The sequence below is a fragment of the Thiorhodococcus mannitoliphagus genome (assembly GCF_010915725.1).
Classification (GTDB): Bacteria; Pseudomonadota; Gammaproteobacteria; order Chromatiales; family Chromatiaceae; genus Thiorhodococcus; species Thiorhodococcus mannitoliphagus.
Genome location: NZ_JAAIJR010000018.1, coordinates 39441 through 61636, shown reverse-complemented (window position 1 = coordinate 61636; position 22196 = coordinate 39441). Strand labels below are relative to the sequence as shown.

16 protein-coding genes and 1 pseudogene are annotated in these 22196 nt (G+C 62.0%); 9 read left to right on the top strand and 8 right to left on the bottom strand.

The window, feature by feature from the left end; all coding sequences use genetic code 11:
- Positions 1–14: 14 nt before the first annotated feature.
- The gene (locus G3480_RS06365; protein ID WP_164652845.1) at positions 15–3869 is read right to left on the bottom strand and encodes a DUF3683 domain-containing protein; all 3855 of its coding nucleotides are present in this window, start codon (positions 3867–3869) and stop codon (positions 15–17) included.
- Between the two features lie 180 nt (positions 3870–4049).
- Between G3480_RS06365 and G3480_RS06360 the strand changes: the two genes are divergently transcribed.
- The 7 genes from G3480_RS06360 to G3480_RS06335 all read left to right on the top strand — a co-directional run bounded on the left by G3480_RS06360 (position 4050) and on the right by G3480_RS06335 (position 11112).
- Positions 4050–4610, top strand: coding sequence for a Uma2 family endonuclease (locus G3480_RS06360; protein ID WP_164652843.1), 561 nt, complete (start codon positions 4050–4052; stop codon positions 4608–4610).
- A gap of 56 nt (positions 4611–4666) precedes the next feature.
- A complete protein-coding gene (mnmL, locus tag G3480_RS06355; protein WP_164652842.1) occupies positions 4667–5641 on the top strand; it encodes a tRNA modification radical SAM protein MnmL/YtqA in 975 nt (324 codons plus the stop codon).
- Positions 5642–5662: 21 nt separating this feature from the next.
- Complete coding sequence (ubiU, locus tag G3480_RS06350; RefSeq protein WP_164652840.1) at positions 5663–6658, top strand: ubiquinone anaerobic biosynthesis protein UbiU; 996 nt, start codon at positions 5663–5665, stop codon at positions 6656–6658.
- An 18-nt stretch (positions 6659–6676) separates the two neighbouring features.
- Positions 6677–6808 (top strand): hypothetical protein, encoded by a 132-nt coding sequence (locus tag G3480_RS28915; RefSeq protein ID WP_276611681.1) that lies wholly within the window; start codon positions 6677–6679, stop codon positions 6806–6808.
- Positions 6809–6910: 102 nt separating this feature from the next.
- A complete protein-coding gene (ubiV, locus tag G3480_RS06345; RefSeq protein ID WP_164652838.1) occupies positions 6911–7831 on the top strand; it encodes a ubiquinone anaerobic biosynthesis protein UbiV in 921 nt (306 codons plus the stop codon).
- 117 nt (positions 7832–7948) lie between these two features.
- Complete coding sequence (locus G3480_RS06340; RefSeq protein ID WP_240905628.1) at positions 7949–9721, top strand: sensor histidine kinase; 1773 nt, start codon at positions 7949–7951, stop codon at positions 9719–9721.
- Positions 9718–11112, top strand: a complete 1395-nt coding sequence (locus G3480_RS06335; RefSeq protein WP_164652836.1) for a sigma-54-dependent transcriptional regulator — start codon at positions 9718–9720, stop codon at positions 11110–11112. Before G3480_RS06340 ends, G3480_RS06335 begins: the two co-directional genes overlap by 4 nt.
- Before the next feature lie 420 nt (positions 11113–11532).
- Here G3480_RS06335 and G3480_RS06330 read toward each other — a convergent pair whose 3' ends face one another.
- The 3 genes from G3480_RS06330 to G3480_RS06320 all read right to left on the bottom strand — a co-directional run bounded on the left by G3480_RS06330 (position 11533) and on the right by G3480_RS06320 (position 14233).
- The gene (locus G3480_RS06330) at positions 11533–12957 is read right to left on the bottom strand and encodes a phytoene desaturase family protein (protein ID WP_164652834.1); all 1425 of its coding nucleotides are present in this window, start codon (positions 12955–12957) and stop codon (positions 11533–11535) included.
- A 371-nt stretch (positions 12958–13328) separates the two neighbouring features.
- On the bottom strand, positions 13329–13538 hold the full coding sequence (locus tag G3480_RS06325; protein ID WP_164652833.1) for a hypothetical protein: 210 nt from the start codon (positions 13536–13538) through the stop codon (positions 13329–13331).
- A gap of 20 nt (positions 13539–13558) precedes the next feature.
- On the bottom strand, positions 13559–14233 hold the full coding sequence (locus tag G3480_RS06320) for a recombinase family protein (RefSeq protein WP_164652831.1): 675 nt from the start codon (positions 14231–14233) through the stop codon (positions 13559–13561).
- Between the two features lie 131 nt (positions 14234–14364).
- Here G3480_RS06320 and G3480_RS29440 point away from each other — a divergent pair.
- Together G3480_RS29440 and G3480_RS06310 are read left to right on the top strand one after the other, a co-directional pair.
- A pseudogene (locus tag G3480_RS29440) lies at positions 14365–14844 on the top strand (DUF4158 domain-containing protein); the annotation flags it as partial.
- An 82-nt stretch (positions 14845–14926) separates the two neighbouring features.
- A complete protein-coding gene (locus G3480_RS06310; RefSeq protein WP_206171519.1) occupies positions 14927–15574 on the top strand; it encodes a Tn3 family transposase in 648 nt (215 codons plus the stop codon).
- Between the two features lie 170 nt (positions 15575–15744).
- Here G3480_RS06310 and G3480_RS06305 read toward each other — a convergent pair whose 3' ends face one another.
- From G3480_RS06305 to G3480_RS06285, 4 genes are all read right to left on the bottom strand, one after another.
- Positions 15745–18072, bottom strand: coding sequence for a lanthionine synthetase LanC family protein (locus G3480_RS06305; protein WP_164652829.1), 2328 nt, complete (start codon positions 18070–18072; stop codon positions 15745–15747).
- Positions 18073–18077: 5 nt separating this feature from the next.
- Entirely contained in the window at positions 18078–19229 is a 1152-nt protein-coding gene (locus G3480_RS06300; RefSeq protein ID WP_164652827.1) for a phosphotransferase, read from the bottom strand.
- A 52-nt stretch (positions 19230–19281) separates the two neighbouring features.
- On the bottom strand, positions 19282–19548 hold the full coding sequence (locus G3480_RS06295) for a hypothetical protein (protein WP_164652825.1): 267 nt from the start codon (positions 19546–19548) through the stop codon (positions 19282–19284).
- Between the two features lie 1080 nt (positions 19549–20628).
- Complete coding sequence (locus tag G3480_RS06285; RefSeq protein WP_164652824.1) at positions 20629–22122, bottom strand: GGDEF domain-containing protein; 1494 nt, start codon at positions 22120–22122, stop codon at positions 20629–20631.
- Positions 22123–22196: the final 74 nt, after the last annotated feature.

Here is a 22196-nt window from a genome sequence, read left to right as displayed (position 1 = left end):
GACGCCTTCGAGGCTCAAAGCAGCACGCGCTCGATGCCGCCATCCCTGACCCGCTCGATGAACTGCTCCTGCCAATGCTCCCCCAGCATGCGCTTGACCATCTCGACCACGATGTAGTCGGTCTTGAGGCCGGTGTCATCCTGATACTTAGCGAGCCCCTGCTGACAGGCCGGGCAGGAGGTCAAGAGCTTCACCTCAGCGTCCATTACCTGAGCCTTGCCGGTGAGGTCCCGAATCCCCGCCGTCAGTTCTTCTTGCTTGCGAAAGCGGACCTGGTTAGCGATGTCCGGGCGCGCCGCGCCCAGGGTCCCGGCCTCGCCACAGCAGCGATCCGACAGGGTCACGGTCTGACCGATGAGGCTGGTCGCCACCTTGGTCGGCGCATAGAGCTTCATGGGGGTGTGACAAGGGTCGTGATAGAGGTACTGAACGCCCTCGACACCTTGGAGGCTCACGCCCTTCTCCATCAGCCACTCGTGGATGTCGAGCAGCCGACAGCCCGGAAAGATGCGCTCGAACTCATACTTGAGCAGCTGATCCATGCAGGTGCCGCAGGAGACCAGCACGGTGCGAATATCCAGGTAGTTCAGGGTGTTGGCGATCCTATGGAAGAGCACGCGGTTCTCCATGGTGATCTGACGCCCACGCTGCTCCAGACCCGCCGAACTCTGCGGATAACCGCAGCAGAGATAGCCGGGCGGCAGCACCGTCTGAGCGCCCTGCTCCCACAGCATGGCAAGGGTCGCGAGCCCAATGTCCGAATAGAGGCGCTCCGAGCCGCAGCCCGGGAAGTAGAAGACCGCCTCGGCGTCGTCCGCGACCACCTTGGGATCCTTGAGGATGGGCACCTGAGCGCGATCCTCCAGCGCGAGCAGGTTACGGAAGGTGCGCTTTGGCAGATCGACACGAATCGGCCGACTCACCAGCGCGACGGCCAGGCCCGTGCTGGCGGGACGACCCGTGGTGCTCCCCGGCTTCTGGGTCGGCTGCTGGGTGAGCCGCAAGAGCTTGGCCGCGCGGTGCGCCGCATTCATGGCCGCGAAGCCCCACTCGGCAAGCCCCTTGCGCACCACTCGAATGGCACGCGGATCCGTGACATTCAGGAACTGCATGGCCGCCCAGGCGCCTGGACTGAAGCTTCTCTTGCCGCGATCGACCAGGATACGCCGCATGCGCGTCGTCACCTCGCCAAAGTCGATGTTCACCGGACAGGGCGCCAGGCACTTATGGCAGAGGGTGCAGTGATCCGCGACGTCGTTCATCTCGGTGAAATGCCGCAGCGAGAGACCACGACGCGTCTGCTCCTCGTAGAGAAAGGCCTCGATGATCAGGCCGGTCCCAAGGATCTTGTTGCGCGGCGAATAGCTGAGATTGGCGCGCGGCACATGCGTCATGCACTTGGGCTTGCACTTACCGCAGCGCAGGCAGTGCTTGACGTCGTCATTGAGCGCACCGAGTTCGGTCTCTTCGAGGATGATGGCCTCTTGCTCGACCAAGCGCAGTGACGGGGTATAGGCACCCTCGAGCCCCGAGCCCGGCATCAGCTTGCCGCGATTGAACAGCGCCTTGGGGTCGACCTTCTCCTTGTAGGCGACGAAGGCCTCCAGCTTCTCGCGCTCGAGGAACTGCAGCTTGGTCAAACCGATGCCGTGCTCGCCGGAGATGACGCCCCCGAGCCCGGTCGCCAGCGCCATGATGCGCGCCACGACCCGGTCGGCCTCGTGGAGCATGGCGTAGTCCGAGGAATGCACCGGGATGTTGGTGTGGACGTTGCCGTCGCCCGCGTGCATGTGCAGGGCGACGAAGAGACGCGAGTCCTTGACGCCCTGATGAAGCTCACGCAGGCGCTCGCGGACCCGAGCGAATTCTTGCCCCGAGAAGATCTCGTCGAGATGGTCCGCGACCTCGGCCTTGAGGGCCTGGCGGAGTTCGCGCCGAAGCATCATCGACGCCAGCGTATCGCCCGCGCGGATGCTCGCCTTCTCACCCTCCTCGAGGAGATCCAGATTGTCCGCCGCGGGCTGGTCGAGCCGCTCCAGAATGGCCTGCCAGCGCCCGCGCACCCGACTGATGGAGTCGCGCGCGGCATCCCGCTTGGCATGGAGGATGGCACGGCTCTCGTCGGATCCCTCATAGTCGCCCTCGACCCGCGCCTCCGGCATCTCTGAGGCGAGATACTCGAGCACGGCCGCCATGATGGCGTCCTTGTTGCGGATGGACAGCTCGATATTGATGCGCTCGATGCCACGGCTGTAGTCGGATAGCCGGTCGAGCGGAATGACAACGTCTTCGTTGATCTTGAAGGCGTTGGTGTGACGCGAAATGGCGGCGGTCCGGGCGCGGTCGAGCCAAAAGCGCTTGCGCGCCTCCGGACTCACGGCAATGAAGCCCTCGCCGTCGCGCGCCTGGGCCAGCCGCACGACCTCCTCGGCCGCGCCAACCAAAGCGGCCTCGTCGTCGCTGACCAGGTCGGCGATCAGGACCATCTTCGGCAGCTCATGACGCGGCGCCTTGGTCGAGTAGTCGACGGCGCGGACGTAGCGCTCGTCCAGGTGCTCCAAACCCGCCATCTGCACGCCGCTTTGGGACTCGATATGCTCCTTGATCTCGACAATGGCCGGGACCGCCAGATCCAGGTCGGTGCCGAAGAACTCGAGACAGAGCGTGCGGACATGGTCCGGCATGCGGTGCAGGACGAAGCGCGCCGAGGTGATGATGCCGTCGCAGCCCTCCTTCTGGACACCCGGCAGCCCCGACAAGAACTTATCGGTGACGTCCTTGCCGAGTCCGACCTTGCGGAAGGACTGGCCGGCCATCTCCAGGATCTCGGGCTCGCCGCGCGGCGTCTTACCGTCTGGGGCGTAGCGCGAGATGCGGAAGCGGACGCGCTCCTGATCGTGAATCTTGCCGAGGTTGTGATCGAGCCGCTCGACCTCGAGCCAGTCGGCGTCCGGCGTCACCATGCGCCAGGAGGCCAGGTTGTCCAAGGCCGTCCCCCAGAGGACGGCCTTCTTGCCGCCGGCATTCATGGCGATGTTGCCGCCGATGCAAGAGGCGTCCTGGGAGGTTGGGTCCACCGCGAAGGCCAAGCCATTGGCGTCGGCGAGGTCGGACACCCGCCGCGTCACCACACCAGCACCGCAATGGGCGGTCGGCACCAGTCCCTCCACGCCAGGAAGGGCCATCGGCTCAACCCCCGAGAGCGTCTCTAGCTTCTCGGTATTGATCACCGCCGTCAGGGGATGGAGGGGGACGGCGGAACCCGTGTAGCCCGTGCCCCCGCCGCGTGGGATCAAGGTCAAGCCAGAGTCGATACAGGCCTTGACGATGGGCGCAACCTCCTCCTCGGCATCCGGGGAGATCACGACGAAGGGCAGCTCGACGCGCCAGTCGGTCGCATCGGTCGCGTGCGAGACGCGCGCGAGGCCGCCAAAGTCCAGGTTGTCCTTGCGGGTCACACCGCTCAGGGCCTTGCGCAGCCGCTCGCGCTGGGCGCGCTCGCTGTCGAACCAATCACCGAAGCGTTGCACCGAGGCGCGGGCCGCGGCCAACAGCTCGGCGGCCCGGTGATTGTCGTTCAAGCGCTGCTCGAATTGATCGAGCCGATGATCGAGCGCCTGCAGCAACATGCGGCGGCGATCCAGATTCTCGAGCAGGTCGTCCTGCAGATAGGGATTGCGGGTGATGACCCACATGTCGCCCAGCACCTCGAACAGCATCCGCGCGGAGCGTCCGGTGCGGCGGCTGCCGCGCAACTCGTCGATGAGGCTCCACATGGACTCGCCGAGGAAGCGAATCACGATCTCGCGATCGGAAAAGGACGTGTAGTTGTAGGGAATTTCGCGGATACGGGGCTGCTGTTCTGACATTACTGCGCGGGTCTGCTCGTGGATGATTTCTTGCACTGCACAAAATGGTACTGCAAAGTGCGCGCTCTAGTTTGCCTGAGTCTTGCGGGTCGACAGCTTTCGCTCTATGTTGGCCTGATACATTGGCCTGAACGCATTGATCTTTCGGGGCTACACCGACTCAACTGACGGAGAACGCAAGTGGGCCTACCACAGATCCAGTCTCCGATAACGGCTGCCGACTATCTCGCCTGGGAGCAGGAACAGCCCGAGAAGTCGGAGTATGTCCGTGGCGAGATCTTCGCGATGGTCGGGGCATCGCGGAAGCACGTCAGGATCACGCTGAATCTTGCGGCCGAATTGATGCGCTGTCTGGAAGGCTCGCCCTGCGATGTCTATGCGGCGGACATGAAACTCCGCGTGCTCGAGGACGAGGCCTACTTCTACCCAGATGTCCTCGTCACCTGCGACCCGGCCGACAATCGCGCCGATCATGTCATGACGGCTCCAAGAGTCGTCATCGAAGTCCTGTCGCCCTCGACCTCGGCCTTCGACCCTGGCGACAAGTTCGCGCTCTATCGGCAAATCGCATCTCTCAAGGAATTCGTGCTGATCGACCCCGAGAAGCAGCGTGTCGAATGCTATCGGCGGGGCGAGTGCGGCCTCTGGGAGTTGGAAGACATTGCGCCGGAGGCTCCCTTGCGATTGAAGAGCCTGGACCTGGAGGTCCCTTGGGAACGGATCTTCCGCAATGCCGATTGACCTTTATTTGATTCAGATCAAACACTTGAAGAGAAAGCCCAGTTAGCTTTGATCGGATGCCCTACCCGCCCGCTCAACATCGCATCCTCAGTGATCGCGTCACCACCTTCGGTCAGTACCTGCTGAAGCGCTACGGCCAGCGGGTGCATAAGCTCGCCTTGAATGCGGGCTTCACCTGCCCGAACCGCGACGGCTCCAAGGGACACGGTGGCTGCACCTTTTGCAACAACGTCTCCTTCGGGCCCAACGCCAAGCGCTCGCCGCAGATCGATCCGCAACTGGAGGCCGGCCGTGAGGTGCTGGCAAAACGCACCGGCGCGCGGCGCTTCATGGCCTATTTCCAGACCTACACCAACACCTACGATGAGGTCGAGGTCCTGCGCGAGCGCTACGATAGCGCCCTCACCCATCCGGACGTGGTGGGTCTCTCGGTCGGCACCCGGCCGGACTGCGTCCCCGAGGCGGTGCTGGATCTGCTCGCCGGCTATCGTGCAAAGGGTAAGGAGGTTTGGCTCGAGCTTGGACTGCAGTCGGCGAGCGACGCCACCCTGGAACGGGTCAACAGAGGGCACGGTTTCGCGGAATACCGCGCGGCCGTCAGCGCAGCGCACCGCCGCGGCATCAAGGTCTGCACCCACCTCATCATCGGATTGCCTGGCGAAGGCCACGCCGCCGCGCTGAACACGCTCGAGCGCGTCCTGGAACTTGGCGTCGAGGGACTCAAGCTCCACCCGCTGCACATCGTGCGCCATACTCAGCTCGCCATCCAATGGCGCCGCGGCGACTATGCGCCCATGAGCCTCGAGGATTACATCCAAATCTGCGCCGACTTAGTCGAGCGCACGCCCCCGGCCGTGATCTATCACAGGCTCACGGGCACAGCCTCGAAAGACATCTTGCTCGCGCCCGATTGGTGCAGCCAAAAGTGGGCCGTGCTCAACGGCATCGAGGCCGAACTCTATCGCCGCGACACCCGCCAGGGTGACAAGGCCGACACCGCCTCTCATCACCAACTCGTCAAAACTGCGTAGTCCGCAGGAGATCGAAATACCATGGAGCTCGTCTGTCCCGCCGGCAATCTGCCGATGCTCAAGGCCGCCGTCGACAATGGCGCCAATGCCGTCTACATCGGCTTTCGCGATGACACCAACGCCCGTCACTTCGCCGGCCTGAACTTCAACGACAAGCAGATCGCCCAAGGCGTACAGTACGCCCATGACCGCGGCGTCAAGGTCTTCGTCGCCATCAATACCTATGCCCAGCCGGACGGCTGGGAGCGCTGGACCGCCGCCGTGGACCGCGCCGCCGGATTCGGCGTCGACGCCATCATCCTGGCCGACATGGGCGTGCTCGACTATGCCGCCGAGCGCCACCCCAACGTCAACCTGCATCTCTCGGTGCAGGGTTCCGCGACCAACCCGGCGGCCATCGGCTTCATGCAGCGGCACTTCGGCATCAAGCGCGTCGTGGTGCCGCGCGTGCTCTCGCTCGCCCAGGTCGCCCATCTCATCGAGGAGACCAGGGTCCCGGTCGAGATCTTCGGCTTCGGCAGCCTCTGCGTCATGGTCGAGGGCCGCTGCCTGCTCTCCTCCTACGCCAGCGGCCAGTCGCCCAACACCTTCGGTGCCTGCTCGCCGGCGGCGCACGTCGAATGGCGCGACACGCCCGAGGGTCAGGAGACCCGCCTCGGCGGCGTCCTCATCGAGCGGCGCTCCCACTCCGAGGCGGCCGGCTATCCGACGCTGTGCAAGGGCCGCTACGAGGTCGACGGCGAGCTGCGTCACGCCATCGAGCAGCCGACCAGCCTGAATACGCTGGACGTCCTGCCGCAGATCCTCGCCGCCGGCGTCAGCGCCATCAAGATCGAGGGCCGCCAGCGCAGCACCCGCTACGTCTCCCAGGTCACCAAGGTCTGGCGCGAAGCGCTCGACATGTGCCAGCGCAATCCGCAGGCGTTCCGCCCCAAGGACAGCTGGCACCAAATCCTGGCGCAGGTCTCCGAAGGCGCCCAGACGACCATCGGCCCCTACGAGCGGACCTGGCACTAGAATCCTTGAGGGCGCAAAATGCTTGCAGATGAGTCAAATTTCGATGAAGCGCCCGACCACCCAAAGGCTGTCGGTATCGGTATCGGTATCGGTATCGGTATCGAACCGACGATAGCGATCCCGATTCCGATAGCGATCCCGATGGCATGACTCGCCGGTCTGAGGCGAAGCCTCGCTAGGACAAGCGATCAGCTTCCAGCCACCAGCTTCCAGCGCTGCAATCCTTACCTCGATGAAACCTTGATCGACCCCATGGCACCCTTGACCACAACCTCGCATCGCCCCCGTCTCTCGCTTGGCCCCGTCACCTACCTTTGGCCGCGCGAGCAGGTCCTCGACTTCTACGCCGAGATGCTCGAAACCCCCGTTGACATCCTCTACCTCGGCGAGACCATTTGCTCCAAGCGCCGCCAGTTGCGCCCGGAGGACTATTGGGAGATCGCCGAACGCACGGTTGCCGCGGGCAAAGAGGCCGTCATCTCGACGCTCGCGCTGATCGAGTCGGACGGTGAGCTGAAGACACTCAAACGCATCTGCGCCGACGAGCGGTTCATGATCGAGGCCAACGACCTCGCCGCGCTGGACTTCCTCGAGGGCCGGCCCTTCGTTACCGGTCATTCGATCAACCTGTACAACCATCGCACCCTGGCGTTTCTCGCCAAGCAGGGACTCAAGCGTTGGGTGCTCCCGGTCGAACTCGGCCGTGAGACCGCCACCAAGCTGCTCGCGTCACGTCCTCAGGGTGTCGAGTGCGAGCTGTTCGCCTATGGGCGTCTGCCGCTGGCCTACTCCGCACGCTGCTTTACGGCGTACAACCGCAACCTCGGCAAGGACGACTGCCAGTTCTGCTGCGGCGATTATCCGGACGGCTTGGTCGTCACCACCCAGGACGGCAACGAATTCCTCGACCTCAACGGCATCCAAACGCAGTCCGCCAACACCCACAACCTGCTGCCCGCACTCGCCGAGGTCACCGCCATGGGTGTCGACGTGCTGCGCATCAGCCCGCAGTCCCAGCACACGGCGGACGTCGTCAAGGTGTTCGCGGACTGTCTCAGCGGCGATCTGGAGCCGAGCGTCGGCACCGCCAAGCTGCGCGAGTGGGCACCTTCCGGCCTCTGCGATGGCTATTGGACGGGAGATTCGGGCTACAAGGCGCGGATGTCCGCCTAGGACAGCCAGACCGAGGTCGGCGATATCCCCGAAGTCGCACCCGAGCCCGGCAGCCGCCTGAAGCAGTCGCTCCTCTGGACGACGCTGCTTGCGACCTTCTGTCTCGGTCTCTGGGGCTTGGCAGCCTGGGCCTACCGAGATGCTGTCGCAAACCTGGCCGAGCAGGGCCGCACGGATCTCGACCTCTACGTCGCGCACCTGCAGGGACTGCTCGGCAAGTACGAGCCCCTGCCCGAACTCTTGGCGACCAACCCTCGCCTCATCGACTTCATACGCGCCCCAGGCGGCCGGGAGAGCATCGAGGCGCTCAACCGCTACCTGGAGACCATCAATCGCATCAGCGATGCGGGCGACACCTACCTGATGGACGCCACCGGGCTGACCATCGCGGCGAGCAACTGGAACGCGGAGCGCCCTTTCGTGGGGCGCAACTTCAGCTTCCGCCCCTATTTCCGCGATGCCATGGAAGGCCAGCTCGGGCGCTACTTCGCCCTGGGCACGACGTCCAAACAGCGCGGCTACTACTTCGCCTATCCCGTTAGAGAGGCGGAAGAGATCCTCGGCGCCGTCGTCGTCAAGATCGACATCGCCGCAACCGAACGGCGCTGGACCAAGCCAGACCGCAGCTTTCTGGTCACCGACCCGGATGGCGTCATCTTCATCTCGACCCGGCCCGAGCAGCGCTTTCACACCCTGTTTCCGATCGATGCGGAGACCCGAGCCAGGATCGAGCGCAGCAACCGCTACCCGGAGGCGCAACTGGAGCCCTTGGACATGAGCCTGGGCGCGCAGCTGCCAGCCGGCCAAGTGGTTCGACTGCGGGCCGACAGGGCATGGCCCAGCCATCAAAGTCACCTGCTCCAGACCAGAAGCATGTCCTCGGCCGGCTGGCAGGTACACGCTTTGACAGGAACAGGCGAGGCCCTGCGCGAAAGCCTCCGGCTGACCATGCTCGCCGCGGCCTTGATCATCATGTCGGCCCTCATCGCCGCCCTGCTCTTCCAGCACCAACGCGCGAGGCGCGCGCATACCGCACTCGCGGAGCGGGCCCGGGCATCCCTGGAGCGCATCAACTCAGCGCTGGAGGAGCGCGTCGCGAGCCGCACGGCCGAGCTGACGCGCACCAACCAGCGCCTGCGCGACGAGATCGATGAGCGCCTGCGCGCAGAGCAGGCCCTGCGCGAGGCACAGCAGGCGCTCGTCCAATCGGCCAAGCTGGCGACGCTCGGCCAGATGTCGGCCGGCATCAACCACGAGCTGAATCAGCCACTCGCCGCAATCCGCACCTATGCCGACAACGGCCGGCTCTTGCTGCGCAAGGGGCGTGCACCGGAGGTCGCTGACAACCTCGAGCAGATCCTCGCCCTCACCGACCGCATGGCCAAGATCGGCTCGCAGTTCAAGCTCTTCGCCCGCAAGACCTCTGGCGAGCTGACCGACCTGCCGCTCGCCCCCGTCATCGAAGGCGCCGCGCGCATCGCGGCCCCCCTGCTCGCCAAGAGCGACGGCCAGCTAAAGGTCGAGGTTCCACCCAACCTCACGGTCCGCGCCAATGATGTCCTGCTCCAGCAGGTCCTGGTGAACCTCTTGGGCAACGCCTGCCAGGCCATTGCGGGACGTCCCCAGCGCTGGATCGAGCTGTCAGCCCGCCAGTTGGACGACAGCGTCATGACCTGCGTCGAGGACACGGGTCCCGGCATCCCGAGCGCGGATCTCGACCGCATCTTCGAGCCCTTCTTCACCACCAAGGACGCGGGCGAAGGTCTCGGGCTGGGTCTAGCAATCTCCGCGCGCATCGCAACCGAGATGGGCGGAGCCCTCACTGCCGTCCCCCGCCCAACCGGTGCCTGTTTCGAGCTTCGTTTACCAGCGGCGGAAATCCACCCATGAGCAACAGCCCCCAGGTCATCTTCGTCGACGACGAGCAGCACATCCGCGCGGCCAACCAGCAGACACTGGGTCTAGCAGGTCTGGAAGCGCAGGTCTTCGAGCGCGCCGAACCTGTCCTGCCGTTGCTGACCAAGGAATGGCCCGGCGTGCTGATTACGGATATCCGCTTGCCCGGCATGGATGGCCTCGAACTGTTGAAGCAGGCGCATGCGGTCGACCCTGAACTTCCCGTCATCCTCATTACCGGCCACGGCGACATCAGCACCGCCGTCAACGCCATGCGTGCCGGCGCCTACGACTTCATCGAAAAACCCTACCCGTCAGACCGGCTCATCGACACCGTCCAGCGGGCGCTGGACAAACGGGCCTTGGTGATGGAGAACCGCAACCTCCGCGTCGAACTCATGGCCAACACCGCGCTCGGCCCGCGCATCATCGGTCACAGCCCCGAGATGCGACAGCTGCGCGCGACCATCGCCCAAGTCGCGGACACCGGCGCGGACGTCCTCATCCTGGGCGAGACGGGCACGGGCAAAGAGTTGGTCGCCCGCTCCCTGCACGAGCACAGCCGTCGACGCGACCGCAACTTCGTCGCCGTCAACTGCGGGGCCGTGCCCGAGAGCATGATCGAAAGCGAACTCTTCGGTCACGAAGCCGGTGCCTTCACCGGCGCCAAGGCCCGCCGGATCGGCAAGTTCGAGCACGCCCATGGCGGCACCCTCTTCCTCGACGAGATCGAGAGCATGCCCGCCTCCGCGCAGGTGCAGCTTCTGCGCGTACTCCAGGAGCGCGCTATCGAGCGGCTCGGGTCCAATCAGCTCGTCCCGCTCGACTTCAGGGTCGTCGCCGCAACCAAAGTGGATCTGCGCGAGGCGGCCACCAACGGCAGCTTTCGCGAGGATCTCTACTACCGCCTCCATGTCCTCACCCTGCATATCCCCCCGTTGCGCGATCGACGCGACGACATTCCCCTGCTCTTCCACCACTTTCTCCTCGTCGCGCAGGACCGCTTTCAGCGTGACGCACCCTTCCCCGATCAAGACCAGATCACCCAGCTGCTAAGCCACGACTGGCCCGGCAATGTGCGCGAACTGCGCAATCTCGCCGAGCGCTACGTCTTGCTCGGCGCGCAGTGCGGCTGGTCTCTAGACGGCTTGCACGACGGCAGCCAATCCGGCCAGCCGCGAACCCTGCCCGAACAAGTGGAGTGCTTCGAGAAGAGCCTGATCGTCCAAGCACTCGCCTCCAACAAAGGCAGTATCAAAGACACCATGACCACGCTCGGCGTACCGCGAAAAACCCTCTACGACAAGATGCAGAAGCACGGCCTCGACAAAGACGACTACAAAGGATCGGCGCAGGATTGCTGCGCTTCTTCGTCATTCGAATGAGGGAACGCCCTTTGAATCAGAGCTTTAGCCATCAGCTCAACCAGCTAGGCCGCTCAAGCACCAACAGCGCCGGTTTCCGACCCCGTGAACCCAGCGATCCTCGGCGCCCAGGAGTTGCGTCAAGGAGGCTTCGATCATCGATTGGAGCGGTAGGGTGGACGAGCGAGCGCGAAGTCCACCGAATCCCGCGCCGCTGGCGGACTGCGCTGCGCCCCTGGGCTCGACTCCGATCGGGGCAGACTTGTCCCTACAGAAGACGACAGACCGGACGATGATCGACGCCCATCAAGGGGGTCGCAATGCCGAACAGGAATCGCGTAACACAAGGTGGGTAAGGCGATGCCCTTGACAAGCACATCAACGCTTAGAAAGTGTCCATCAATTGTTTCCCGATGCGAGCGATGCCGCCCGAAATCCCCCCTAGCCCCCCTTTGCGAAAGGGGGGAAGTTGTTGATGGACAGTTCCTTACGCTTGGCAAAATACCTTTCCATCATATCCACGGCAAATTTCCCTGAACGAATCACTAAAGGAACGCCACTTCCTGGCTGCACTGTTGCTCCCGCATAAAAGAGATTCTCTTGCTTCCCATCGGCGTTTGGCTGCCGAAAACCCACAAAAGGATTGTGAACTCCAGAAGCACCAAAGACACTCCCTCCTAGATTCATAAATTTTGAATCGAATTCATCAGGCGCAAGGACACGACGAACCTCAACCATCTCTGGGCTAATGCCTGCTTGCTTCAACAGTCGATCTGCAACAGGCTCCTTTTCTGCTTTCCAATCAATCTCTTGAGTTGAAGGAAGCACAGCCACGACGAAGACGTTTTCTTTACCCTTCGGCGCACACTCAGGATCCGTTTTCGATGCAATACACAAATAGAGAGGGACTTCATCAGGGAGCTTTCCCTCATCGATCAAGGCGTGCGCTTCATTGTACGACTTTGGTATGAGAAAGGTATGATGAGAATATTCAGGTAAAGTTCGGTTCAAACCCACGGCAACGGCGAAGTAGGCATGAGCCGCAGTTTTTTGCTCAGCGCTTCCTCTGAGTGCTTGCGTTGTCGTATAGTCAATGGTGCTAATAATGGCATCGGCAGCATAGGTGCCTTTCCCCGTAACCACGGAAGTCTGTGAGATGGCAGTGACCGTTTCATCATACTTGAATGTCACCCCTAATTTCTTTGCATGCGCTTCATAAGCAGTCGCAATCCTATAGATGCCCCCTCGCGGATAGTAAATCCCTTCAAGCATAATAAAAGGCACGAATATTGAAACTGCCGGAGACTTGTTGACGGGATGCTCTGTATAACTTGGAAATGTAGAAAACAGCCCTTGCAGTAACGGACTCTCGAAATACTTTTGCGCAAACGCACCTGCTGAGGTGTTTGGATTGATCGTAAACGCGATACGCAGCAAGGAGACGCGGAAAAAATCCAGCGGCTTTACAAAGGGTTTTTGAAAAAGCGATTGACGCACTGCCTTGATAACAGGCTGCATCCGCTTTTTTAGTTTTAAGAATCTCTCAAGATCTTGCGGTGCTTCTTGTTGCAAGACCTCCAGGTAATTGTCACCTAGGACAATCGGTTTTTCATCATCATAGACCAAGGTGCAAGTTGGAGAAACCTTCTCGAAAGGAATTGGCGTATCCAGCACCTCGTTGATAATGTCTGTCTCGATCATCATGGAAGGCCCCATATCGAAGGTAAAACCACCCTCTTTATGTTGCCAAAGCTTTCCGCCAGGCGTCTTTTGCCGTTCAATAACGGTCACCTCATGACCCTTTCGTGCAGCACGAATCGCAGCACTTAAACCAGACATGCCCGCACCGAGAATAATGATGTTCATAGAAGATGAATAACCAGTTGACCGAAAGGACGACCAGGGGACGGACGGATTCGACAGCGTCGCCCTCGGGAAGGTCCTTGCGAGGTCGACCGCGCCTGCGGTTTTCGATCCGACGGTTGACGATGGCGCTGACTTGATCCGTGAAGCGCTACCGTCCAGTCCGGCAGACAGGCTTCAATGCCCAGGCCGTCAAGGGGTAGGCTCGGGATACGTGTAAATTTTTATCACTTCGTCCCGAACGATCCGCTCAGGCTCGTGGTGTGAGGAACCCGGCTTGGACGAAGTGTTGGTCGAAAGCGTTCTCGTTGACCAGGGCGAGGATGTAGCCGGTGTCGACGAAGACAGACTCAGGCATCCCTTTCACCGACGACTTAGGCGTCGTGATTGGTCGAGAGATCGGCTGGCCCTTGGATCTTCACCTTTCGCAGCCGGGAAAAGATGGTCTCGTTGGCATCGCTGTTCTGCGGCTCGGCATCGACCAGGACGACGCGCACCTTCTTGCCATCTAGGACGCCGCGATGCTCCGGCGGAATGTCGAGAACACCGTCGTGGGCGACGGCCTGGAATTCGATCGCATTCATCGTTCTGAGTAACCTGTGTTTCAGAGCGTCTCTCGAGGCGCGTGGGCGATCCCTTGGGTCTCTCTAGGCCCTCTAGCGGTGTCCGGCGCCGGTTCGTGCCGGACCCGTTTGACGATGGCTCCGACGCCGCCGCGCCCGGTCTTGCCGCCGAGGCGTCGCTGGATCTCGCCCACACTCAGATTCGTCGTTCTCGCCAATTCCTCAACCTCTGTGACGATCCTCGCTGACGTTCGCGGTCGCCCCAGGTGCTTGCCGCGCGCCTTGGCGGCATGCATCCCGGCCGAAACGCGCTCGCTGATCAAAGAGAACTCCAGCTCCGCCATGGCACCGATGAGCGTGAACATCGCCTTGCCCATGGGCGAGGTAGTGTCGATCTGGTACTGCACGCTCACGAACCGGATACCGAGGTGGTCAAATTCCTCCAATGCGCTGAGCAGATACTTGGTCGAGCGCGCGAAGCGGTCGAATTTCCACACCAGAACGCAATCGAAGGCTCGATTGCGCGCATCCCGCATCAGGGCGTCGAGCCGAGGGCGCCCCTGGCGCCGACCCGATGCCGCCAAATCCAAGTAGTCCCGTACGATCTCTAACTCGGCGCGTTCGGCGTAGGCGCGTAGTCCGTCGAACTGTAGATCCGGTTTCTGATCCGCCGTCGAGTCCCGAAGGTAGAGCGCGGCGCGGTTCTTCTGGCGCATCTCTGTCTGGATCGAACGTCCGAGAGTGTATACCGTTTCTGTCGACCGAATTCGGCCATAGGAGACTTGGCCAATCAAGCACTTCCTGCACGCGTGAGCAACCCCTTTTTCGGACACGTCCGAGCGTCGCTATGGCCGCGATCGAAAGAACCGCCTATCCACGGCTGCGGTCCCCGCTGACCGACAAGGAGCTTTCGGCCGACTACGCCCTCAGTGACGACGAAGTGTCCTTTGTTCGCCGACAGGCCCGTGGCGGTCGTGGGCGGTTGTCGCTCGCGGTTCTACTCAAGACGCGACAACGCTTGGGGTACTTCCTGGCCATCTCGGAGGTCCCGGATCAAATCCGGCTGTACATCGCCAAGACACTCGGCCTGGTAGAACAGACCCGTCTGGTCGATCCGGCCAGTCGGCCGGCAACGGTGCATCGCTATCGAAACGCGATCCGTCAGCGCTTTGGGAGCCGCCCGTTCTCTCATGGCGGCCGCGAGATCGTCATCGTCACGGTCCACCGTGCGGCCCAGACGATGAGTGACCCCGCCGATCTGATCAGTGCCTCGGTGGAAGCCCTAGTGAAGGAGCACGTCGAGCCCCCGGCTTTCAGCACCCTGGATCGTCTGATCGGCACGCTACGCCAAGACATCCATGAGCAGCTCTATGCCGGGATCGATGCCGCCTTGAGCGAGACGCAACGCCATGTCCTCGATGGCCTGCTCGACCATCCGACACCTCGACGCACTCTTCACCAAGCGTGTGGATTGGACGCTCATCGAGACCCACTGGCCGGACATGATGCAGGTGGTCCTGTCGATCCAAGCTGGCTTGGTGCTGCCTTCGATGCTGCTGCGCAAGTTCGGTCGTCACAGCCGCCAGAACCGGCTCTATCGGGCCTTCCGCGAGCTTGGACGCGTGGCACGGACGCTCTTCCTGCTGCGTTTCGTCTCCGATGGGGATCTCCGTCAGAGCATTCGCGCCGAGACCACCAAGATCGAGTCTTACAACGACTTCCTCGACTGGATCGGCTTCGGCGGACCCGTGCTCAAGAGCGGCGATCCCGTTGAGCAGCTCAAGCAGGTCAGGCAGGTCAAGCAGGTCAAGCAGGTCAAGTACATGGACCTGATCGCCAACGCCATCATGCTGCACAACGTCGTCGACTTGACGACCGTGCTGTCGGACATGGTCGAGGCGGGTCTGCCAGTCACGCGGGAGCTGATCGCGTGCCTCAGCCCCTATCTGCGCGAGCATCTCCGTCGCTTCGGACACTACTCTTTGGATATGGAGGACTTGCCTCCGGCGCTGCACCTGTGGACCCTGCCCATCGTCGTCGACGACCCACAGCCATAGTGATAAGAAATTACACGTATCCCGAGCCTACCCCGTCAACCTTCCGCCCCTGCACCAATCCTAGCCGGTCCCTGCGGAAGCGACCGCTTCTGCTTTCGCGAGGGAAGCATCTGCGGAGGGGAGTTCAAGGGTTATCCGGACTTTCGCGACCGGACATCGGCGCGGGATCCTCAACAGGCTGAGAAATCTCGGGGGTTCACAGCCAGGAGCGAGGGTGTGCCGGGGTTTGCGAAGCGCAGAAAGGCGTAGCCGATTCCTGCCCGGCCGACCATCAAACCCGGCCCTGGGTCGCCGTCCGCTTGCCCCTTGTTGTGCAGGCCCTTCCTAACCGATCGACCGGCATCGCGAATGGCGCTAGCGGCGACATGCTGGTTGATCTCACGCGCGTCTTCGAGTGTTCCGGCAAGGCTATGGAGTATGTCCGCATTTCCGAGTAAGCCATGACAGAGACAGAGGCTTCCAGTCTCGGATGCGAGCGACTTCTGAACCGATGCGCGCGTGGTCGTCAGCGCATCGACCGCCTCTGCTTTCGAAGACTGATCACCCAAGAGCGCATAGGCATGCACACGCGACAAGGCGATCCCGGGGGCACCGTGGCACCAAGTGGAACAGTAGTGTCTCGGCGTTCCTGCCGCTTTTCCCGAGCGGGATCGGCCTGCGCCCAAGCGGAAGTCCGGCCAGTTTTTTAGGTCGATGTCGAACCAGCTCCGCTCGTATTCCAGCGCTGCGCGGGCGATGTCCGCGAAGCACCGCTCTCCCGTTCTGACAAAGAGTTCGGCAAGGGCATGGGCTACGCCGGCGGTACCATGGGAATATCCCGTCAGGTTGTTCTGCGCCTGCACGGTCGGCGACTTCCAGGAGCAGGCGTTCTCAGTATACTCTGCAGTCCCGCAGAGCCAGTGCCCAAGCTCCGTGGCAAGATCCAGGGACAGGGCATCCGCGGTCAGCGCATCGATCACAATCAGCGCAAGAATGCCCCCTGCCGCTCCGCCGATGATGTCGAATTCCCCGTTCGCATCGCCCAGGCCTTTCGCCCCACACACCAATCGCCGCGCCTCTGTGATCAATCCCGGCTCGTCGAGTAAGACCCCGATCCGCGCGGCGCACATGGCGACGCCCAGAACACCGGAATAGAGACCGAAATTCTTGGCGTTCGGATCTTCGCGGACGATCCTCAAGGCTCTGCGCATCGCGCCGAGCGACGTCTGGCGCAATACGGGGTCGTCCACTAACTGTGCCGCCTCTGCAAGAAAGATCGCGACACCAGTGTTGCCTCGGTAGAGGGTCGCATTGAGGGTCGTGTAAAGCATGTCCTCGCCCTGTGTCGAGGCCGGCTCGGGGGCGACCCAGGTGCAGTGACCGCGATGCCACAGGGCCTCTCGCGAGAGACCAAGCGCAATCTCCCCCGCAATCTCCAGCGCAGATTCAGCAGTCTGGAAATCCGCCTCTTTCCTCGCCACGGAGCATGGAGGCAAAGCAGACGTGGCAAGCCCGGCCGATGGCAAGGCATATTCGTCGCGCGAGCCGGCATTGATGTAGGGGCGCTCGAGATCGATCCCTCTTTGCTCGAAGTGAGCTTCGATCGCGGACAGACGCTCAGACTTGTCGCGGTGCCTTGCCGCGAGTATGCCCTGCGCGAGGATCAGGGCACGATGCTTCCCAAAGCTGCCTCCCGCCTCAGGGTTCTCCGCCAGTCCCAGCCCGGGGGCCAGGCGCTTGACGAAGGCCGGCACACCTTGCCTGAGCCCCGGCGCCACGGCAGCATAGATCGCCCCGAGTTCGGCTGACGCCCGCCCGAAATCGGCCTTATGCAAGTAGAGCACTGCCCGGTCGCAGCGTTGGGAATCCAAGGCAGGGTGCATGACCTTCAGCTCGAAGGGAAGCCGCAGCCCATTGAGTCTTTCGGTAACGCTGGCCATGAGGTGCGCCGACGTCTCGCCAGCCAGGTTCCAGTAGAGCCGCAGGATCTCCGCCGGGCTGCGACACAAGAACTCCGTATCACTGTGCGCCATGTAGTATCCAGGTGAGATACCCAACTGCTCCTTCGGGAAGAGTAGCTCCACCCCTGGAGATTCCCTGGGCGAGTCACTCGAAACAAGCCTGAATTTCCCCTCGCCTGCGCGCAGCATCAGCCCCTTATAGGAAAGGATGGCATAGCGCTCCGATGAGCCATGGAGTTCATGTCCTTTTCTCCAGCTGCCGCGCCCGCTATTGGCCTCCGATAAGGTGTTTACGAAATCCGCATCTTTGCGGACATCGGGAAGCATCACATGCTCGCCGTCCTGTGCGGGTCTGACGCCGCCCGAGCAGAAAAACGAAAGGTAGAGCCTTTGCTGCAGTTGGCGGAGCAGCAATGCGTGCGCCGATGCCTCGTCGACGAGCTTCGGCAAACCGCGCAGCGAAGACGACGAGCGCGTCCCTAACCAGGAGAATGCCAGGCCGGATTCCAGTCGAACGGCGTCGACCGCCGTGTGAAGGCTCTCGCGATAGACCGACATGGCGCCTAGCCTTCGCCTTTAAGTTCGATGCCCAACAGATCCGGGATCGCGCGCTCCGGACGATCGAGCATGTTGGCGGCGATTTGCACCAGCGCCACGATGTCTGAGGTCAGCTCATTGACCCGTTGCGCCATTTCGTAGGCTGTATGGACCAGATGCAGCGCCGCGATACGCAGCGTTTGTGTAAGCCACAGCCCCTCTTCCCGGGCATCCCAGCTGCGTGTCTCCCGATAACCGCTCCAGAAGGCCTCAGTTGCCGGCATGATGCGCTCGAGTGGAAATCGCGCCATATGGATGAGAAGGTCAGGCTGGTCGTTTCGAACAATGGGTATCGAAGTCGCCCACAGGGAGAGATAGCTGCTGAAGAGTGCGCCAACGTCCCAGCGCGGATCTCCCAGGCTGGCGAACTCCCAATCGACCAGCTTAATGCCCTTAAAAGCCCCTTTTCTGCCATGGCGGTGCATCAGTAGGTTGCGCAGCCTGATATCCCCGTGGATCAGCGTTTCGATGCGCCAATCCTCTGCACATCTGCCCATCGCCTCGGCGAACCGAGGATCCTCCTGAAGGATCTTGATGAGCTTGAGTCCAGCCGCGCTGACATTCACGAAGATGTCGGTCGGCGGATGGGAGAGCTGAAAGACGAATGGCAGAGGCGCATTGAGAAGCCCGGCGGGCCGCTCGATGCTCAGCCAGCATCTGGTTTCCTCGTGCAGCACTCCGAGCGCCCGCCCCGTTTCCCTTGCCACGCTTTTCGGGAAACGTCCGATGCGTGTGTGATATTGCAAGAGGTCTTCCGAGTGGGGGACCGATTCGAGCACAAGGACCTGATTCGATTGATCGTAACCGAAGGAGCGCGGCAGATATCGACGCACGCACGCGTCTGTCAATGTCCCGAAAGCGGCGTAAGTTTTCGCCTCGTTGGCCAGAGAGCCGACGTCTTCGGAGAACCTTCGGCTCTGCTTCACGAAGAACGCCGTCTCCTCGTGACTTCTCAAATGAAGAATGTGATTGCGGCGGCCTGAGTATTCGATTTGAAAGCCATCCCCGAATACCGCCGCGGGATTAAGAAGCCTGCGGTGAGTCAGATAGGGTATGAGCTGGTTTGGGGTCAGCATTTCAGTCACCGCAGTCGCGCGCCTCGTCTTCGGATCAAGCATGGGCCGCTGGGGGCGCCGGAGCCGCCCCCCAGCGGCGAACCTCGGGCAAGCGCTAGGACGTCAGCTTTGCGCAGCCCCACAAGGTGCCTTCGTCAGTGTCGATACAGCTGAGTGTGGTTGTCGACTCTGGCGCCATCGCCCCAGCATCTCGGGAGACGAAGCCTGAAGGGCTGGCATTGGTTGCAGCCAAGGCGTCACCCTTCAGGTAGCTTGCACCGCTCACGCCTAAGCGAGAACGATCTGCCCCACCGACAGTCGTTTGCATCTCCTTCTCATCGAGCTTGGTCTCATGCGCCTGATCTTTGATTTGAATTGCCATTGCGTCCACCTATTCGTAGTGAGTTCTAAGACATCGAATGACAGCACTTGGCTCTCATCGTCGTACCACGATGGTGAGGTATGCGGTTTCTGTGCCAGCCAAGATTCGTCTCCGACAAGAAAAGCGTAATGAGCTAATTTTAAAGCAATAGCGGGTAATTCCAGGGTCAGTCGAGCCAATCTTCCAGCGGGGAACCTGTTGGCCAGGTCAACACTCTCCTGCGGTCAGTGTTGCCAGTCAGGCAACAACTCACCACCCCCCTCCGCTCAAGGCGCAGCAAGACCTCGATCATCAAACCGTCCAGTGGACCAGCAAGAGCGAAGTCCACCGAATCCCGCTTCGCCGTTGGTGGACTGAGAAGCTGTCTGGAAACTCCTAGGGAGGCTTCGCCTCAGACCGACGAGTCATGCCATCGGGATCGCAATCGGGATCGGAATCGCTATCGTCGGTTCGATCCCGATCCCGATCCCGATCCCGATCCCGATCCCGATCCCGACGGCCTTGGATGGTCGGACGCTTCATCGAAATTTGACTCATCTGCGAGCATTTTGCGCCCTCAAGGATCCTAGGGGCCTCTACGATGATTTCCAGACAGCCTCTGAGCTGCCCTCTTCGGCTCCGCTCAACGCGGTCATGTCCAGCCGACAAAAGACGACCGGCCGGCCTGATCGTTAGAAAGTGGCCAGCAACAACTTCCCCCCTTTCGCAAAGGGGGGCCAGGGGGGATTTCGGGCGGGATCGCTCGCATCGGGAAACAATTGATGAGCGCTTTCTTACAATACGAGACCTGAGGCGAACTCCGGAAATGACCTTACCCAAAAGGTGCGGGGCGGTAGGATGGGCAAAGTCCGCACTCGGGGCTTGAGCGTCACCTCGGCGCTGGACGGACGTGCCCATCCTGCAAAGCGCTGAGCTGGGATGATGGGCACGCCCCTCGACCCTCGGCACTCCGAAAGAAGCTCATCGTCAGGGCTTTGCCCATCCTACGGGATCCGGAACTGCGGGTCTGTTGTTTCCCGGAAATCACCTGACCCTAAATCCTACGGACCAAGACGGCGCGCCAGTCCAGGCTTGCCGATGTCAACTCCTACCTTCCCCCCTCAAACTCACTGCCCCCATCGCGTTAGGAGACGATTCCGGCGCCGCATCAACGCCGTCCGCCTGCTCCCGCTCTCCGATCTTCTTCTGATACATGGCCGCGTCGGCGTAGAGCTTCAGGAGTTCGGGGTCCGCGCCGTGATCGGGGTAGATGGCAATGCCGATGCTCGCCGACACCTGGGCCGGGGCGCGTGCCTGGCCCAAGGCAAAGGGGATGGCGACGGCGCGGCGGATCTTCGTGGCAACATGATCCGCGCTCGCTGCATCGGCCAGATCAGAGAGCAGCACGAGGAATTCATCGCCACCGATCCGCGCGACCGTGTCCGATGCGCGCACACACTGTCGGATCCGCTCGGCCGCCTCGACCAGCAGTTGATCGCCCGCGTCATGCCCGAGTGTGTCGTTCACCTGCTTGAAGCGGTCTAGGTCGATGTAGAGGATGCCCATGCGGCCCCCATTGCGCTGCGCGCGCAGCCACTCGCGCTCCATCCGGTCGCTCAGCATCCGGCGGTTCGGCAGACCGGTCAGTGCGTCGAAATTCCCCTTCTCCCATTCATGGAGCCGGTCACTCTGAGCCGCGCCCGACAGCAGTGCCGCTGCGGCCGAAATGGTGAAGATCATCTGAATCTCGATCGCCGTGATGGGTTGACTGCTCCACTGATGATCCGCCGCCAAGTAGACGAGGCTCGACAGGATGGCCGCCATCAGGCCGATCAGGATGCCGCTCGACAGCCCCGTTAGGATGATCGGGACGACCATGAGGAGCGCGAGCATGCGTGTCTCGACGCCCAGCGCGGTCGGCAGCCAGGCGACGAAGACCGCCAGCGCGCAGGAGACCAAGCCATGGAGGCTCCCGACCGCGACCAGCCTCCAATCCGCTTCCAGCGTCACCCGACCGAAGAGCAACAGCACCAGACGGCGCAGCAGCAGGATCAGGGGTACGCCAATCATGATGCCCGCGAAATCCCCACCGAGGAAGGCGAGCAGGCGCTCTCCATCCTCTAACAGGGGTTCCGGCAGCGTATAGGGCACGAGGAGGGTCGAGACGAGGCTGGCCAGGAAGGCGATACCGATGAATCGGGACGTGTTGTTCAGTGTCGGGCGTCGATCCTTGGCCATCCAGGCGGGTCGTAGGGCGAGCCCGGTGAGCCCATAGACAACCAGCTCTCGTAGCACCTCAAGGTAACCCAATCCCGCGAACGGTAGGCCATAGATCACGACCGCCATGCTCGCGATGGCCAGATACATCACCGGCCAATAGCCCGCGCCGAGCATCATGGACACCGCCACCGTCACAGCGGGCGGAAAATAGATGGCGCTGATGTAATGGTTGACCTCGAAGACAGCGGCCAACAGATTCGCCAACCAGTAACCCGCGAAGATCAGCGCGCTCCAGAACAGGATCTGGAGCAGGCAACGCCAGCGAGCTGACTCCGGCCATTGCGTTATCTGGGATCGGCAAATTGATTGCGTCATCCATTGCATGCGATCAGCGATCAGCAAAAAAAGGGGGTGAATCCATTTTCCAATTGGTCTCTTCCAAGAGACCT